A 16,863-nucleotide genomic window follows, 5' to 3' on the forward strand; every position below is an offset into this window, starting at 1 on the left:
TTCCTTCTGATAATTTCTAACACTATTATACAATAATTTGTATCATCCAAAAAACTGAGCTATAAAACCCAGACTTTTAAAAATCTGGGCTTTGCTTTAACATTTTAATCGGATTTGAAAATCTTTTTCCCAATAAAATACAATATAGTTACGATTAAAAGGTAAATAATCGTCCATAGCCAAAGTAATTTCGGGAATTTATCGAATAAGATTCTGAAAGGAATCATAGCAATGAAAACTGGAATGAGTACACGTAAAATTTCTTTCATAGCAAGTCTCCCTTAACTAAATTGTTTTCCATTGAGCAGCTCCAGTACTTGGATCATGACGATAATAAATTCCAATCCAACCATTATGATTGGTGTCTAATTTGCCTGCTAGCCATTGTCCTGGGCTTTTAATTGTTGCTAAGTATCCAAAACCTACACCAGCTGTAAATCCGACAAATCCTTTTGCTGCAGCCACTGAACATCCGGCAGCTGCTGCGACTGCTCCTGGTAAGCATGCAGTAGCCGCAGCAGTTCCTAAACCAATAATCGCTGTATCAACTGCATAAGCAAAAACTCGAGACCCTACTGCAATGTTTGTATATCCCCAAGAAGTCCATGCCATTGCTTGGGCTGACCCTGTAGTATTATCAACAGGCAATGTTTGTTCCTCAGTTTGAGTTTGTCCTGTTGAATCCACGGTTGTTTTTGCAATGGTAATTGTTGAGCCATCATTAACAATAGAAACTGAGGAGCCATCTTCTGTATTTGTTACAGAAAAGGCACCGACAGTATTATCTTCATCGTTTGTAACCGTGGTCACTTCTGCACCATCCACTGATTGAGTGGTTGCGGTTGTATCCTCAGAATTCAGAATATCCTCATAGGTTTTCCCTTCATCTGCTGTAGAGGTAGATAAATCTGAATTGTCAAGCGTTTGAGCAACTGGTTGTCCATTCTCATTAAGCACCAAAGCATGAGTATTTTTAATCACTGAAGTAGCTGAAACTTTTTGAGTGGATTGAGGAGGACTAGAACTTGCTGCTTGATAGGCTTGTAATGTTGCTCCGGCCACTGTTGAAGCTAATAATAACGTTGCAGCACTTGCCACAATAAGTTTAGTTTGAATAGATTTCATAATACTTCTCCTTTTTGAGCTGCAAGCAAATCCTTGAAGAGATGGCATTGCAGTTTACGACGTTGAATGTTTCTTTGTTAGAGTTTCTTCTTGTTTTTTCTTAAGTAAACGACACTCAAGATTCATGAATCTGTTTTAATTTCTAAAATCATTATATCAAATCGAAAAGGCTTATTTGACCTTTTCCGAAGTCTCGGAAAATTTTTTAGTTTTTTTTAAAAATATCTAAAAAGGAAGGCTTAACACTTGCCTTCCTTTTATTATTTTTCTGTTTGCTCTACAAATGTCTTTTGATAATAGGCTTTCATTTCTGGCAAATTCAAGTCTTCAAAAAGCCTTATGGAAGCAATCATTTTTTGCTCTCCTTGCCTCCTATTCCCCAAGTGATAATCTAGTAAACCACTGGTAAAACGATACATATTATGGCAAAACAGATCTTTTTTATAAGATAAAAGTACCTTCTCCACTTTTCTCAACAACTTTTTTGTAATTTCAAGTTGACCTTCACGCAGATATTTCACACTTGCCCGACAGGCAATCTGAATAATTTTTTCACGATATTTTCTAACTTTGAGGTAATGCAAATTTTCTTTCCAAAAATCCTCCATAAGTGAAAGAGTGAGTCGAGTATTTAGATGTTCTACGACAAATGAGAGGATACTCAACTCAAAATATGACCAAATTTCAATATTAAACATGAGGTCAATAATTTCACGCTCTTGCGCTTCGGTCAATCCATAAAGCAAATTTTGAGTGGCAAGAAAAATCATCCGATTTCCCACTTCACTATCATATTGTCTTGCTTCCTCGTTGATAGATTTTAGTTTTACAACATTCTGCGTATAGTTTGCCACTTCAATCTCATCACAAATTTCGACAAAATAATCTGAGTGCATTCCATTCACAAAATATTCAAATTCTGCAATTTCGATGTGCATTAGCTCTAAAGCTGCATCCAATTTATCAAATCTAAGTATTGATTTTCCACTCTCAAAATCTGATAGAGTTGACTTAGAGAGTCCTACCCTAGTAAAATCCGATAACTTAAAATTTCGCTGAGTGCGCAAATCACAAAAAATTTCACCCATCAGGGACATTGAAAATTCTTCTTTTTCTTTCATTGTCAGCCTCCCCATCATTGCTATTTGTTATCAATTATATCACTTTAAATGACAAAATCGACAATTTTAAAAAGTGAATGAAAATTATCCATTCACTTTTTTGACTTCAGCCTTGATTTAGACCACTTACAAACTGCCTGTTTCAATATTCCAATCGCGAAACAGTGACATAATCTCCATTTTCCAAACCAACAATACGCTCTCCTGCAAGCAAGCGTTTTTTTATTGCTTTCTCATTTCCGTATTTGCGAATCATGTCTTCTTTTAATTCTGGACTCAATTGATTGGCTTTAGATAAGGTTTTTTGAAAACCAAATGTGCTGGTTAAGATTCCCACCTTATCTGCTTTTTTCATCCATTCCTCTTGTTCTTCTTTACCTTTACCAAACAGGATGACAAGCAGGCTCTCCATTTGAATCTCAACAAAAGTGCGAGCAGCATCTTGAGCTGCGGCTTCCAATGTGTTAAAGACAGAATCATCTCCGAGGTAGATTTCTGCATCTTGTGTGGCATTGCCTGCCACATATAAACTTATAAATTTTACGCCCATTTTCTCTCCTTTTTATTCGTACTGATCGTATCTCAAGGTTTTAATAAAATTTTACCTACATTTTTTCCATTTTCCAAAAAATCATGAGCTGCTTTTCCTTCTGATAAAGCAAAAAGATGGGGTTCAGTAACTTTTATTTTTCCCTCTTTAAAATAAGTGAATAAACGATTCGAACGTACTTTTCGCTCTTCAAAGGAGCTTAAAAAGTCCCATAAATCTCCTGTTAAAATACTCTTAGATTGGCTGAGGAGTTCAATAAAATCAATTGCTGGTGGTGTTCCAGCTGCCATTCCAAAAAAGATAACTTGTCCTTTATTTTTTATTAAATCAATTGAGGCTTTGAGGGTTGTCCCTACTCCATCATAGCAGCTGTCAAATTGGCCTTTATAATCAGGAATCCATTCAAGATGACGACTTGACAGAACTTTCTTGGCACCAAAATCCAGCGCAACTTGAGCCTTATGTGCAGAGGAAGAACCCCATACCTCGACCCCATCTGCGATGAGCATTTGGGCTAATATTTGACCGACTCCTCCAGATATTCCTGTAACAAATGCTTTATCTTTGGGTTTGTTTTTTCCTAAGTCATGGACTAGAAAATCTGCGGTTAATCCTTGTAGACCAATTGTGGCTGCCTCTTTTAAAGAAATTTCATCAGGTAGAAAAATAATCTTCTCTAAAGGAACAGCAACTTTTTCAGCATTAGCAAAAGGGACGTCAACAAATAAAACGGATTTTCCAATTAAATGTTTAGCTTCAGCATCAATAATGATGCCAGAGGCCTCGTATCCATTGATATATGGGCTGTTTGGCTCGATATGATAGCCACCGCGTCTGCGGTAAATATCTGCAAAATTTAAACCAATATATGCTGTTTGAACGAGAACCTCCTGATTATTTATCACAGGGTCAGGGAGTTCGCCGTATTTTAAGACATCACTTGAACCAAAGGTTTCAAAGTATAAAGCTTTCATTTTTTCTCCTCTATTTCAATTAGAATTATACCATGCTCAAAAGAAAAAACGGAATCTTTGGGATTCCGCTTGCTTGTTATCTTTGTTTTCGGTTATAAAGAAGGCTTGAAATAAAAGAGAAAATGATGATCACTGCTCCCAAGAGTCCTGTGACTGCTTCGCCAATCTCCCATTTGATACTTGCTAAAATCAATAAAGCGAGGGTCAGAATTGCCCAATGCGCTCCGTGTTCAAGGTAAACAAGGTCGTTTAACGTTCCTTTTTTTACCAGATAAAGTGTTAAGCTGCGGACGAACATTGCACCAATAATCCCTAAACCCAATAAAATGATGATGGGATCTGATGTAATTGCAAAAGCACCGATTACTCCGTCAAAACTAAAGGAGGCGTCAATCATTTCAAGGTATAAAAAGAGGGCAATTCCAGCTTTGCCAGTGACTATCGCAAAGTTGGTGCTTGTCGCTGTTTTGGATTGGCTCATCATTTCGCCAAAGCCGTCAACAAGCATAAATGTCAAAATGCCCAAGCCGCCAGCAAATAGCACTTGGTGGGCATTCTTAGCTAAAAATTCTGAACTAATCAAAAGAACAATAAGTGAGATAATCGCATTTGCGGACGGAAAATGTCCGAGTTTTTCAAGGAAGGCTTCAGGGAGCTTTAGCCAGATATACTCTTTGGCATCAAAGAAAAAGCCTAGAGCAAGCATCAAGAGGAACATTCCACCAAAGGCAGCAATCTGCGGGTGAGCTTGGTGCAAAATATAACCATAAGTTCCAGCCGTGTGTGGATTTCCTTTCTCCAAGGCGAGTCGTAAGGCACTGATTGGATCAAGATGCGCAGAAATGCCCACGATAAGTAAGGGAAAAATCAAGCGCATCCCGACAACAGCAATCAAAATACCGACGGTCAAAAATGCTTTTTGCCAAGCCGGACTCATCCGCTCAAGAATTCGCGCATTCACAATTGCGTTATCCATCGAGAGTGAAATTTCCAATATCGCAAGAATCAGGGTGATAAATACCCCATTCCAACCAGCGTAAATAAAGGCAATGATAAGCGCGATTAAGCTAACAATAAATGAGCCTCTAAAAATTTTCATATCTTTTTCTTTCTTTTTTGACAAATCGTTTTACACTTTTCAAACTGATGTAAAACGGGAGTATCATTTGTTTTTAGGGTTGATAATCGACTTCAACAAGTTGACTGACGCCTTTTTCGACAGCAATTTTGCCATTGAAAGTTTCCGTCAGTGCAGCTAAAAAAGCGTCAGCATTTTCTCTGTCGACAAAGCACTTTATTGTCACTGCTGACAGAAATTCACTCTCACTAATCATCAGGTTTTTGCTGACCAAAAAGCGTTGCAATTGATCATAAAGGCTATAATCGAGCGTCAGAATCATTTCATCTTGACTGACAAATTGAACCAACCCAACCGCTTCAATCGCATGATTCACACTGCCTGCGTAAGCGCGAATCAAGCCACCAGCCCCAAGTTTGATGCCCCCGAAATAACGGGTGACAACGGCACAGACATTGGTAACTTGCTTTTTTTTGAGCAGCTCAAGCATGGGAACACCTGCTGTTCCTGACGGTTCTCCGTCGTCACTTGTTCGCTGAATTTCCTGATGATCACCTAGGGTGTAGGCCGAACAATTATGATTGGCTTTAAAATGTTTTTTCTTGATTTGGGCAATAAATTCGCGAGCTTCTTCTTCACTTGCAATGCGTTTCAAATGGCAGATAAAACGCGACTTTTTGATTTCTTCTTCATTTATAAAATCTTTTTTTATCGTGAGGGTCATGTAATTGATTGTAACAAATTTTGTTACAATTTAACAGTATTTTCGTATAGTTAGGTATGGACACAAATTTAGAACAATTTTCCGGACGTTTATTATTAAAAAAGGATTTAAAAGTCCAAAATGATTCCGTCAGCAATTTCTCTGAGCTAGACATTTTTACTGACGAAATTCATAAAATTTCAGGAATGCTTTCCGTCAGTGCAAGTAAGATTTTGTGCTGTCGCTGTGGCACTATTCATCAAAAAAAAGCCGTCCAATTACCTATTGGTAGCTTTTACTGTCCCGCTTGTCTGAATCTCGGACGAGTGCGTTCGGATGAATTTTTATATCATTTTCCGCAAAAAAAGTTTCCGGCACGCTCCTATCTGATGTGGACGGGAACTCTGACCCAGCACCAAGCCCTGCTTTCCCAGCAGCTCGTTCAGCAATTAAAGAGCCCAAGTCGTACTCTGCTTGAAGCCGTCACTGGTGCAGGAAAAACGGAAATTATTTATGCTGCTATTGATGCTGTTTTGCAAAAAGGTGGGGCTGTGGGACTTGCTAGCCCACGCATTGACGTCTGCTTGGAACTTCACAAACGCTTATCTCGAGACTTCTCTTGCACCATTCCGCTTTTGTATGCAGGAGGTGGGGCCTACTTTTCTAGTCCCCTTGTAATCACTAGTAGCCACCAACTTTTACGTTTCAAAGAAGCGTTTGATCTTTTAATTATTGACGAAGTGGATGCTTTTCCTTTGGTAGACAATGAAATGCTGTATTTTGCTGTCAAAAATGCCTGTAAACCTCAGAGCAACCTCCTGTATTTGACAGCAACATCAACCGATAAACTAGATCAACAGGTCAAAAAAGGACAATTAACCAGACTAACTTTAGCTCATCGTTTTCATGGAAACCCTCTAGTGGTTCCTCAACTTTTTTGGCAGTCAAAATGGAAAAAAGAATTCCTTAAACAACGAAAAACAGGCTTTCCACTCTTAATTTTCGTCCCTGAAATTGAGTTTGGAAAACAATTTTTAATCAAGCTACAAAAGCAATTTCCTGATGAAAAGATGGCTTTCGTAGCTTCAACAAGCAAAGACCGTGTGCAGTTGGTTGAAGCCTTCCGTCAAGGCGCACTCCATCTTTTAGTCTCCACCTCAATTTTAGAAAGAGGCGTGACTTTTCCTTGCGTCGATGTCTTTATTATCGATGCAAGTCACCCTAATTTCACCAAATCAGCACTTGTTCAAATGGCTGGGCGAGTTGGACGTTCCCCTAAGCGCCCAGCAGGGCGAGTCGCTTTTTTCCATACAGGCAAAAGTCGTGCGATGGTAAAAGCTATTCATGAAATTAAGAAAATGAATAAAAAAGGAGGCTTCTAAATGGGAAGTTGTTTACTTTGTAATCAAGAAATTCCTCAAAAACTTACTTTTTCAGCCCTTTTTTTACTCAAAACCCCAGAAAACTTACTTTGTGAAAAGTGTCAAAGCACATTTGAAAAAATTCCTGAACAGCATTGTCCACGTTGCTACAAATCAGATGTTTCGGGGCTTTGTACGGATTGTAAAAATTGGGAAAAACTTGGAATTTTTGTGAATCACCGTGCTATTTTCCGCTACAATGCTGCCATGAAAGCTTATTTTGCCCGCTATAAATTCCTCGGTGACTATCGATTAGGTCAAGTTTTCGCCCCTTATTTCGCAAAATTAGCTGGCAATGCTGTTTTAGTGCCGTTACCCTTGTCCCCAGAAAGCTTGAAAGAGCGCGGATTCAATCAAGTTTCTGCCTTTTTAGAGCAAACAAAATTTCAAGAGCTTCTGACTAAATCAACCAGTCCTCGTCAATCAAGTCTTGACCGACACGCACGACTTGCCAGCAAAAATACCTTTAGCATTAAGCCAGAGGTCCACTTACCTCCTAAAATCCTCTTAATTGATGATATTTACACCACAGGAAGAACCTTACAGCACGCGGTAGAAACATTAAAAACAGCAAGTGTCACCGAAATTAGTACCTTTTCACTTTGCCGTTAAGAACCCGCTGATTCGTACGCAGAAATTCCTTTTTTCCAAATCCATAAGGCAATCGCTAGAAAAACAAGAGAAATAAGCACCGTTCCGCCGATATTCAAGAAAAAATTCCGACCTGTCAGCAAAAAATTAGCTGGATAATAAGCCGTAAAAGCAAAGGGAACAAGGAAACTTACAAAAAATCGAATAGGAAAATTATAAATAGTCACTGGATATTTTGAAAAACCGTTGATTTGGTAGAAAACGTACAAAAGACTCCCTGATTGCTTCATCCAAAAAGCTAAACTGGACAAGGCAATTTTTATCGCCGTATAAATCACTGTGGCAAAAGGAAGACTGATAATGAAAGCAAAAGCTTTAAGTGGCGTCCAATCCACGGCACTCCAGCTACTTATCATTAACAAAATTCCGATGAGTATTTCACCAAAACCATCGATTTGAAAAGTTTCTAACGCGCAATAAATTAAGGGATTGATCGGACGAGTCATGTATTTATCAAACTCCCCTTTACGTACCAAACGTTGGCCAACCGCCCAGAGATTATCTGTCAACACATGGTCAATGCCTTTGGGAAGCGAACCATAGCCATAGATAAACATAATTTCTGGCAAAGTCCAGCCTCGTAGACTAGGGATTTGTGTAAAAATAATGCCAATCAAAAGAATATTGAGCCCTTGGGTTAACAAAACGCCAATCATGCCAATGAGGAAATCTCCTTTATATTCCATGAGTTGCTTTAAATATTGGGCGGCAAAAATTCGTTCTAATCTTAGTATTTTTCTCATTTTATCCTCCTTGCACGCTCAATCGACTAATCGTATAATGCCAAATGAGCTTGGATAGCCCCATAAAAATCAAAAGCCAAACTACTTGAATCGCAAAGGCTAAAATCATTTGATTCAGGCTTTCTTTTCCCAAATAAAGCATCACAGGAGTGTAGATTAGACTTGAAAAGGGGAGAAAACTCAACAGGCGCTCAATAGCAGGCGGGAAAAAAGCCAGTGGGATTAGTGAACCTGACAAAAAACTGACAATAGCTGCTTTCAAAGTATTTGCTCCCCAAAGATTTTTAAAAATAAAGGCCATGAAACCAAAACAAATGTTGAAGTAAAAATTGAGAAAATAAGCCAAGATAGAGCTCAACAAAAAAAGAGAAAAATTGATAAAATTAAAAGCAACCAGCTGAGGGTTTAGAAATTGATACACTAAAATTCCACCAAAAATAGGCAGACTAAGCATTCCAAGCGCGATAAATTTTCCGCCTAACTCATTGAACAAAAAAGTCGCATTAAAGTTGACTGGTTTTAAAAGGCGCATAGCGACCGACCCATCTTTGACTTCATCACCAAGCGCCCAAGCACCATCCGAATGAGAGAGTTGTGCAGTAAAAAAACTCAAAAAGACATAGAGGGTCATTTCTTGAACAGTAAATCCATTCAAATTACGATGCGGTGAACTCAGAAAAACAGCTTGCCAGAGGAAAAAAGTGACAATTGCTCCCAAAATATCGCCCAAGCGATAAATCAAAAAATCAACACGATAGGCCATCATCCCTTGCGCCCCTGCACGTACAAAGGGCTTGTATTTAGATAGCGTTGAAAACATTAGCTTTCCTTTCTTCTCCCACTTTTTGAGAGATGTGATTGGTTCAGATTTCTTTACGGAAAAAGCGACGGATGATTTCTTCAATATCGGCGTCTTTGACCGAAATATCTTGAATTGGCGCTTGATTCATGGTGTGCTGCAAAAGTGCTGGAACACTGTATTTGGTAGCGTCAAAGCGAATTCTGAGTGCCAAGCCATTTTTCTCAATTTCTAAGTCAGGAAATTTGGAAAAATCCACTTCCATAGCTCTCGATAGAACAAAATTAAGTTCGTGAATTTTACCAAATTCTTGTTTGAGCGCTTGAACGCTCCCATCAAAAATTTTTTCGCCCTTGTCAATCATATAGATTCGTTTGCACAAAAGTTCAATATCTGATAAATCATGTGTTGTCAAAATAATCGTTGTTTCTTCTTCTTGGTTAATCTGTGTAATTGCCTTGCGAATGTTGTCTTTAACCGCAACGTCAAGCCCGATTGTAGGTTCGTCCAAAAAGAGTACTTTCGGACTATGCAAAAGACTTGCTGCAATATCAGCACGCATCCGTTGCCCAAGAGACAAGGTACGAACAGGGTCTTTGATAAAATCTTGCAGCTCCAAGACTTCGTTGAGAAAATCCATTCGCTTTTGAAATTGTTTTTCTGGGACATCATAGATTTCTTTGAGCACACTGTAAGTTTCTTGAAGGGCTAAATCCCACCAGAGTTGAGTGCGCTGACCAAAAACAACACCAATTTCTTTAACGTATTCGGTGCGATTTTCTTGAGGAATTTTGCCATTAATGCGGCAAGTCCCCGAAGTTGGTGTAAGGATTCCTGTTAACATCTTAATTGTGGTGGATTTTCCTGCACCATTTGCTCCTATAAAGCCCATAATTTCACCTTTTGGAACTTCAAAACTCAAATCTTTCACCGCTTCAAAAACTTCATATTCGGGCTTGAAAAGGGATTTGACAGAACCGACTAATCCCGCTTGTTTAATTGTTTTTTTAAAATTTTTTTGGAGGTGTTCAACACTTATCATTTCCATCATTTGCTCCTTAAGATCGGTTTTGACAATTATGTCAAAACCTGACATACGTAGTATATCAGGTTTTGTAACCGCAATCAAATTATTTTAAGATCAATTAAAGTTATTTAGATTTACGTCAGCATTTTCTCTAATTAACTTGATTCGCACGTGATTTCGTCAGTATTTTCTCTAACAAATAAAAAAACAGCCTCTTAATGACTGCTTCTTTCACACTGATTTTCTTGCATTTTCAAGCAATATTGCCAATCGAGCACCCGTAAATCATTAAATCGTGCTTGCCATTTGGCAACCTTAGCCTCATAAAGTGCTTGATGATTGTCCATCTGAAGAATTGGGCGGATGGTTTTAGTAAAAATATCTTTCAGTCCATAAGGGGCAAAAAGTTTGATTTCCTTAGAATTTCCGGTAATTCCAACCGCATGAACTGTTGCTATCCAACGTTCTATTGCATTTTCGCTATCTTGGTAAGGGACTTTTGAGCCGCCATGCCAAAGGTGCATGAAAGCTTCGTTGTGGACATCAAAAAGATAAGGAAATTTTTCTGACAAATTTTTTTCCAGTAATTTATCCTTGTTTTTGGCCGCTTCCAAACTCATTTCGGCATCAAAATAAATCAAATCAATATCGTGAACTCCCGTCATCGCTGGTTTTTCATCCATGATATTCCAAACCGTCTGAAAAATACAACCCGCCGCAAGATACCAATTTTTGAGTTGAAGTTGAGCAACGCTGTCTAAAATTTGCATCAATTCTTGATTTTCTTTGAGCAAAGCAATGAATTTCTCCTCATTTTTCATCTTTTTGCCCTTTATTTGAAAATCAAATGGAAAATTTTAGGAAGAAAAATGAATAATCCAGTAATGACAGCAAAAGCAGAAATCATCAGAACCGCACCTGCTGCCATATCCTTAGCGCGTTTTGCGCGCATATGAAACTGATAATCCGCAGCCAAGTCAACCACATTTTCAATAGCCGAATTGAATAATTCGCCCATAAAAACAAGAAAAATAGACAGCAACAAAAAGAGCCACTCAAATTCCGAAATTTGAAAAACTAACCCAGCAATAACGGCCAGCAAAGCGGACAAGGCGTGTTTGCGCATATTTCGCTCTTGCTGAAAAGCTGTGACAATTCCCGAAAGCGCAAACTCAAAACTCGAAATAAAATTCGCATTTTTCCAACGATCCCGCTCGTTTTTAATCGGCGTTTTTCCCTTGCCAAAGTCTTTCTTTTTAAAAACTTTAAAATCTTTATCGTGTGAGTCCATAGGCGGTCAAAATCTCCTCTTGCAAGCCAAACATCTCCGCTTCTTCTTCTGGCGTATAGTGGTCATAACCATTGATATGCAAGAAGCCATGCACTGCAAGCCAGCCATACTCCCGCTCAATAGAGTGGCCATAGTCAGCGGCCTGTTCAGCAGCTTTGTCAATCGAAATAAACAATTCACCAATAAATGGATCCATTTCTGCCAACAATTCTTCAGGAACTTCCATCTCTTCGTCAAAGAAAAATTCTGAATCATCGGGTTTGTATTCTAATGAAATCACATCCGTTGGTCGATCCGTTTGGCGATATTCCAAATTTAACTCGTGTGAGCGCGCATTATCTACAAAAGTCACTGCCATTTCCGTGGCTTCTTTGAGTTGCAATTTTTGAGCCGCAAAAGCCAAAAGCTCTTCCGTTTGCTTCATGATTTCTGCGGGCAACTTTCCTGTTTCATCAACTAATTCTACGTACATTTGTTTTCCTTTATTTTCTGACTGACTGTTTTCGTCAGCATTTTCTCTGCTTGTTTTTACACAAAAATAATTACGTCAGCATTTTCTCTGTCTATTTTCACACAAAAATAGTTGCGTCAGCATTTTTTCGCCAACATTTCCTGAGCAAAATGCAAAATTGGCCCCCGTGTAGCTTGCGAAATTTCATCAGGTAATTCATCAAAGGCAAACCAGCGACAATCCACAACTTCAGCTTGCTCTAGTACCATCTCTCCTGAAAAATCTTTGCAAATAAAGACGGTGTCAACAATATGCACCTCGTCACCATTCGGATAAAAGAAATGCTGATCAGGCCCTGAGGCAACAGTGTAAAGCGTCATTTTATCCGCTGTCAAACCGACCTCTTCAAACAATTCCCGTTTTGCCGCCTCTTCCACACGTTCATTCGGCTCAACAGAACCCCCATGATAGCACCAAGTCCCATTGTCTGCCCGCTTTTGCAACAAAATTCCACGCTGTTCATCGTAAATAATCACACTGGCGCAAGCAATTACCATTGGCACATGACCAATTTTTTCCCGCAAACCCATGACATAACCCTCAGCCATTTTCATCTCCTTTTTCATGACAAACCGCTTCAATCAAATGCCCATCTGGGTCAAACAAGTAGCACGCATAATAATTTGCCTCCTGTTGCGCTGGCGCAGAATGTAATCTAGCACCCAACTCAACTCCAACTTGCCAAAATTCCTCGACTTGTGCGCGCGAATTTGCCATGAATGCAAAGTGAATCCGTTTCACCTTGCCTTCTCCCAACCAAATATAATTTTTTTCATCGCCAAAAATAGCCCCGAACGCATCTTGCGAGCGCAAAGCAATCTCAAGCGGTGCCAAAATTTCCTTGTAAAACTCAATCGAACGCGATAAATCCCTGACCCTGACATCTAAATGATCAAGCATTTTCCGCTTTAGCCTCATAAGCTTTAATAATCTCAGCCACCACAGGATGGCGTACCACATCTTTCGCCGTGAAATAAACAAAGTCAATTGATTTGAGTGGACTCAGCTTTTCTCGTGCGTCAACCAGACCAGATTTTACTTTGTTTGGCAAATCGATTTGCGAAATATCACCATTGACAATCATTTTCGAATTAAAACCTAAGCGCGTCAAAAACATTTTCATCTGCATCGTTGTCGTATTCTGCGCCTCGTCCAGGATGACAAAAGCATCGTCAAGCGTTCGACCACGCATATAAGCCAGCGGCGCAATTTCAATAATCCCCCGCTCCATCATTCGCTCAGTCGCCGTCTTGCCCAAAATTTGAAACAAGGCATCATAAACCGGACGCAAATAAGGATCAACCTTTTCTTGCAAATCCCCTGGCAAGAATCCCAAACTTTCACCCGCTTCAACCGCAGGTCGCGTCAAAATAATTCGCTTAACCACACCATTTCGCAAAGCCTGTACCGCCATCACCACCGCAAGGAACGTTTTACCCGTCCCTGCCGGCCCAATACCAAAGACGATATCATGATGCTTGACCGAGTCTACATAAGTTTTTTGCACAAGATTTTTCAGCCGGATTGGCTTACCCAGTGCATCTTTGGTTAATTCAATCTCATAAAGTGCCGTAAAATTCTCAATATCATCATTTAACACCATTTTTATAGCAATAATAACATCAGAAGTATGAACAGGGACTCCTCGCCCCACCAAAACTTGTAAAGCCTGCAAGGCCTTACGCGCCTTTTGTGCTGTTGCTTCATCTTCCGCAAAAATCTGTACCATTTCGCCTCGGTAATTTACCTCAACACCAAGTTGCGTCTCAATTAATTTCAAGTACTTATCTTGAACACCAAAAATAAGACTGGCATCTTCAGGATTTTCTAATTTAAACTCAAGTGAACTTTTATTCAAATAAATGATCTCCATCTAACTTGTTTTTCTACATTATATCACATTTCAAATTTTAAGATAAATCTCATCTCCCTCTGAGCTCATTTTTATAAATAATCTCCTATATGTTAAAGAAAAAACAAAAAAGCCTGTCAAAGACAGACTTCAAAATTCTTATTTAGCCACTACTGGATAAACAGATACGTGTTTTTTACCACGTTTCATTTCGAATTTAACAGTTCCTTCGATTTTAGCGAAGAGAGTATCGTCGCCACCACGGCCAACGTTAGTACCTGGATGGATATGTGTACCACGTTGACGGAAAAGGATTGAACCGCCGCTTACAAGTTCACCGTCAGATGCTTTAGCACCGAGACGTTTAGCTTGTGAGTCACGTCCATTGGAAGTAGAACCCCCACCTTTTTTGTGGGCGAAGAGTTGCAGATTAAGTTCAAGCATGTTATTGCCCTCCATTTTCAAATTTAAGTGTAATGTACTGACCATAATTTTTCTCAACAGCTTTCATCGCATTTGCGAAAGCTTCGAGTAAAACTTGAGCCAATACGCCTTGTTTTTCAGGTGTGCTCAAAGGGATTTCAACATATAAATAGCCATCTTCCATCTGGGTTACAGGTTTAATGCTTGCCATATCGTAGATGTTATTTGCCGTTGTAATCGATAGAACGCTGACTGCCGCACAGACCACATCGTGTCCATACTCACCAGATTCAGCATGTCCTGAGATTTCATAAGAAACAATTTTGTCTCTTTTTGTCCTGATACAAGCTTCAATCATAATTAAGCGTTAACTGATTTGATAACAACTTTAGTGTAAGGTTGACGGTGACCTTGTTTACGGTGTGAATGTTTTTTAGGTTTGTATTGGAAAGTAACAACTTTCTTTTGCTTACCATGTTTTTCAACTTCACCAACAACAGTTGCGCCTTCAACGAGCGGTGCACCAACTTTAGTTGTTTCACCTCCGACGAAAATAACTTCATCGAAAGTAACGGTTTGACCAGCTTCAACATTGAGTTTTTCAACGTAGATTACTGAACCTTCTTCAACTTTAACTTGTTTACCACCAGTTTTGATGATTGCATAGTTTGACATTGTGATTCCTCCTTGTTAGATTTCATCGCTTTAAAGTCAAGCGATTGTTAGACTCGCCTCAGTTCGTGGGCTTGCGCCACTTTTACGAAAATTCGTGCGGTTGCACTTTATGAGATTTCACAAAGACAACTCCATAATTATATCACTCCTTCAGCATTATTTCAAGTCTTACCTTCCAAAAGTGTCACTTTTTTTCAAGATTTTCTTCATTGATCTCTTTTCCGACTTGATAAATCTTACGATTATTCCACAAAAGATTGATTAACGTATTAACTAAAAGCAATAACCATGCAAAACACAGACTAAAAGAAAGAATTTCAAAGGCTGTTAAAGTCAGGTAATGAATTGGATGCCACAAGATATAAGAAATCAAGATGAGTGCGACAATCAGATAGGACATTCGATAAAGATTACGGCCAGCTCTTGGCAAAAACCAGCGGATACCCAAGATTGAGATTGCCATAAAGAGGACAATTAATTGTGCAACCACATCATGGGCAATATGCATCCAACCACTATTGTTAGGAATTAAGCCCACCAAACCAATAGAAACTGCGCACAAGGTTAATAAGACTTGAAGGATGTTTTGACGCAAATGACTACCAATTTTTTGCCTCAATGAGACAAAAATATAATCAACCAAAGCTGCAAATAAAGCTGCCGAAACAATTAAAGTCAAGTTAAATTGCCAACTGGAATCAGAAGCTTGCGTACCTAACAAGCTAAAATTACGCTGCCACCAGTACTGGTTCCCATTCGTCGCCATACTTGACACAAATCCACCAATTGAGACGACTAAGAGCATATTAACCATAACATTTATCGAGAAGGTATCAACGACAAAAATCATGACATAGTTGATAATTCCTGAAAAAATCGCAAAAAGAAAAGTTGAAGTGAATAATCCGAAGCTTACTCCATAAAAAATTTGTCCCAAAAACCAAAAAAGTCCCATTGTTGCAAGGATGACAATCAATAAAACCGACACCGTCACTGTTGCAAAAGTTCTCCAGTAAATCCGTTGAGTCATTTGCCGATAAAAGGTTTTTCTCCGAGCAAAGTAAGCACTAATAAAAGTCAGCATCCCTAGAGCATTCGCAATAGTAATCACCGCTGTTGCCAAGGACTGATTACCCGATAAGGGAATCGCGTCTGGATGAGCAAAAAAGAAGGCAAACCCAAAGAAAATCAAAACCGAAATCAAAGTAGGAATGATAAACCAAGTTGCTGCTGTATCCGATTTTTCTGTATTGATTTTTCGCAAGGTAAAACTATCCTCAGCCAAATCAATCACTTCTATTTCTTCATTTTCTTTGAGTTGAAGCCTATCGTACAATTCTTTAGGTAAATAAATTTTACTCATTTGTCTCCTTCTTCATCTGTCCAGTCAATACGTAGGTGGTAGTCACCAATTTTCAAACCTTGTTGAGCAAGCTGGTAACTAATCTTGATTTTTTGTTGTTCAGGATCAATGCTTAGTGTCTGAGTTGAAAGAGAAAGTTCTCCTAAACCTTCGTAGTTGGTTACACTTGGATTTTCAGGGTGAAAATGCATTTTTACTGGCGGTGTGGAAAAACGGGTCATGGTGAGTGCCTGCTCATCGAATTTCAAAAGAATTTTTTCTCCAGTGGCATTTTGATACCTGAGCATAGTCGCTGAATTTCCTTTTTTTAATTCAACAGGATAACTTTCTTTGATCAATTCTTCTTGATGATCAATTTTTATTCGGTTTCTAATCGTTATTTTCATAAGCATATTTTACTACATTTTAAGAAATAATAAAAATATCGTACCAAGCTCTCTAGCTTAAGTAATAATAAGCCTCTGCATTTTAGCGTAAAATAAGGTATAATATAAAGAAATAAGGCTGAATTTGTTTGCTTGATTACTCCGTGTTTTTAAGTCCTTTTTAGCTAAAA

General features: G+C 38.8%; 22 protein-coding genes and 1 other annotated feature. Of the genes, 2 read left to right on the plus strand and 20 right to left on the minus strand.

Features of this window, described 5'->3' with window-relative positions:
* Positions 1–285: 285 nt before the first annotated feature.
* The 6 genes from EQJ87_RS01890 to EQJ87_RS01915 all read right to left on the minus strand — a co-directional run bounded on the left by EQJ87_RS01890 (position 286) and on the right by EQJ87_RS01915 (position 5,572).
* The gene (locus tag EQJ87_RS01890; protein ID WP_130123085.1) at positions 286–1,125 is read right to left on the minus strand and encodes a hypothetical protein; all 840 of its coding nucleotides are present in this window, start codon (positions 1,123–1,125) and stop codon (positions 286–288) included.
* A gap of 260 nt (positions 1,126–1,385) precedes the next feature.
* Positions 1,386–2,246 (minus strand): Rgg/GadR/MutR family transcriptional regulator, encoded by an 861-nt coding sequence (locus EQJ87_RS01895; RefSeq protein ID WP_223804483.1) that lies wholly within the window; start codon positions 2,244–2,246, stop codon positions 1,386–1,388.
* 142 nt (positions 2,247–2,388) lie between these two features.
* On the minus strand, positions 2,389–2,796 hold the full coding sequence (locus tag EQJ87_RS01900) for a hypothetical protein (RefSeq protein ID WP_130123086.1): 408 nt from the start codon (positions 2,794–2,796) through the stop codon (positions 2,389–2,391).
* Positions 2,797–2,828: 32 nt separating this feature from the next.
* Positions 2,829–3,770, minus strand: a complete 942-nt coding sequence (locus tag EQJ87_RS01905) for a zinc-binding dehydrogenase (RefSeq protein ID WP_130123087.1) — start codon at positions 3,768–3,770, stop codon at positions 2,829–2,831.
* 76 nt (positions 3,771–3,846) lie between these two features.
* A complete protein-coding gene (locus EQJ87_RS01910; RefSeq protein ID WP_130123088.1) occupies positions 3,847–4,869 on the minus strand; it encodes a DUF475 domain-containing protein in 1,023 nt (340 codons plus the stop codon).
* 73 nt (positions 4,870–4,942) lie between these two features.
* The gene (locus EQJ87_RS01915; RefSeq protein WP_130123089.1) at positions 4,943–5,572 is read right to left on the minus strand and encodes a YigZ family protein; all 630 of its coding nucleotides are present in this window, start codon (positions 5,570–5,572) and stop codon (positions 4,943–4,945) included.
* Positions 5,573–5,628: 56 nt separating this feature from the next.
* Between EQJ87_RS01915 and EQJ87_RS01920 the strand changes: the two genes are divergently transcribed.
* Together EQJ87_RS01920 and EQJ87_RS01925 are read left to right on the plus strand one after the other, a co-directional pair.
* On the plus strand, positions 5,629–6,933 hold the full coding sequence (locus EQJ87_RS01920; protein ID WP_130123090.1) for a DEAD/DEAH box helicase: 1,305 nt from the start codon (positions 5,629–5,631) through the stop codon (positions 6,931–6,933).
* A complete protein-coding gene (locus EQJ87_RS01925) occupies positions 6,934–7,584 on the plus strand; it encodes a ComF family protein (protein WP_130123091.1) in 651 nt (216 codons plus the stop codon).
* On the opposite strand, the gene EQJ87_RS01930 is transcribed toward EQJ87_RS01925, so the two are convergent.
* The 14 genes from EQJ87_RS01930 to EQJ87_RS01995 form a co-directional block, all read right to left on the minus strand.
* Complete coding sequence (locus EQJ87_RS01930) at positions 7,581–8,366, minus strand: ABC transporter permease (protein ID WP_130123092.1); 786 nt, start codon at positions 8,364–8,366, stop codon at positions 7,581–7,583. The two genes, EQJ87_RS01925 and EQJ87_RS01930, sit on opposite strands and share 4 nt — an antisense overlap.
* Before the next feature lies 1 nt (position 8,367).
* Positions 8,368–9,186 (minus strand): ABC transporter permease, encoded by an 819-nt coding sequence (locus EQJ87_RS01935; RefSeq protein WP_130123093.1) that lies wholly within the window; start codon positions 9,184–9,186, stop codon positions 8,368–8,370.
* A gap of 43 nt (positions 9,187–9,229) precedes the next feature.
* The gene (locus EQJ87_RS01940) at positions 9,230–10,213 is read right to left on the minus strand and encodes an ABC transporter ATP-binding protein (RefSeq protein WP_130124564.1); all 984 of its coding nucleotides are present in this window, start codon (positions 10,211–10,213) and stop codon (positions 9,230–9,232) included.
* 194 nt (positions 10,214–10,407) lie between these two features.
* A complete protein-coding gene (locus EQJ87_RS01945; protein ID WP_130123094.1) occupies positions 10,408–11,013 on the minus strand; it encodes a nucleotidyltransferase family protein in 606 nt (201 codons plus the stop codon).
* Positions 11,014–11,024: 11 nt separating this feature from the next.
* Positions 11,025–11,483, minus strand: coding sequence for a diacylglycerol kinase family protein (locus EQJ87_RS01950; RefSeq protein WP_130123095.1), 459 nt, complete (start codon positions 11,481–11,483; stop codon positions 11,025–11,027).
* Complete coding sequence (gene ybeY, locus EQJ87_RS01955; RefSeq protein ID WP_130123096.1) at positions 11,467–11,955, minus strand: rRNA maturation RNase YbeY; 489 nt, start codon at positions 11,953–11,955, stop codon at positions 11,467–11,469. Before ybeY ends, EQJ87_RS01950 begins: the two co-directional genes overlap by 17 nt.
* A 116-nt stretch (positions 11,956–12,071) precedes the next feature.
* Positions 12,072–12,542 carry an NUDIX hydrolase gene (locus EQJ87_RS01960; RefSeq protein ID WP_130123097.1) on the minus strand — a complete coding sequence of 157 codons (471 nt, stop codon included), beginning with the start codon at positions 12,540–12,542 and terminating at the stop codon, positions 12,072–12,074.
* Positions 12,535–12,894 (minus strand): VOC family protein, encoded by a 360-nt coding sequence (locus tag EQJ87_RS01965; RefSeq protein ID WP_190289022.1) that lies wholly within the window; start codon positions 12,892–12,894, stop codon positions 12,535–12,537. Before EQJ87_RS01965 ends, EQJ87_RS01960 begins: the two co-directional genes overlap by 8 nt.
* Positions 12,887–13,867, minus strand: coding sequence for a PhoH family protein (locus tag EQJ87_RS01970; RefSeq protein ID WP_130123099.1), 981 nt, complete (start codon positions 13,865–13,867; stop codon positions 12,887–12,889). The genes EQJ87_RS01965 and EQJ87_RS01970 overlap by 8 nt, the downstream gene beginning before the upstream one ends.
* A gap of 138 nt (positions 13,868–14,005) precedes the next feature.
* Positions 14,006–14,290 carry a 50S ribosomal protein L27 gene (gene rpmA, locus EQJ87_RS01975; protein ID WP_003130646.1) on the minus strand — a complete coding sequence of 95 codons (285 nt, stop codon included), beginning with the start codon at positions 14,288–14,290 and terminating at the stop codon, positions 14,006–14,008.
* A gap of 1 nt (position 14,291) precedes the next feature.
* Positions 14,292–14,627, minus strand: coding sequence for a ribosomal-processing cysteine protease Prp (locus tag EQJ87_RS01980; RefSeq protein ID WP_130123100.1), 336 nt, complete (start codon positions 14,625–14,627; stop codon positions 14,292–14,294).
* A gap of 2 nt (positions 14,628–14,629) precedes the next feature.
* Positions 14,630–14,944, minus strand: coding sequence for a 50S ribosomal protein L21 (gene rplU, locus EQJ87_RS01985; protein ID WP_003130644.1), 315 nt, complete (start codon positions 14,942–14,944; stop codon positions 14,630–14,632).
* 39 nt (positions 14,945–14,983) lie between these two features.
* Positions 14,984–15,056 (minus strand) — a sequence feature (ribosomal protein L21 leader region).
* Between the two features lie 72 nt (positions 15,057–15,128).
* Positions 15,129–16,307: an AbrB/MazE/SpoVT family DNA-binding domain-containing protein gene (locus tag EQJ87_RS01990; protein WP_130123101.1), complete on the minus strand. Its 1,179-nt coding sequence runs from the start codon at positions 16,305–16,307 to the stop codon at positions 15,129–15,131.
* Positions 16,304–16,693: a YwiB family protein gene (locus EQJ87_RS01995; protein ID WP_223804484.1), complete on the minus strand. Its 390-nt coding sequence runs from the start codon at positions 16,691–16,693 to the stop codon at positions 16,304–16,306. The genes EQJ87_RS01990 and EQJ87_RS01995 overlap by 4 nt, the downstream gene beginning before the upstream one ends.
* Between the last annotated feature and the right edge of the window lie 170 nt (positions 16,694–16,863).

The organism is Lactococcus sp. S-13 (assembly GCF_004210295.1).
Taxonomy (GTDB): Bacteria; Bacillota; Bacilli; order Lactobacillales; family Streptococcaceae; genus Lactococcus.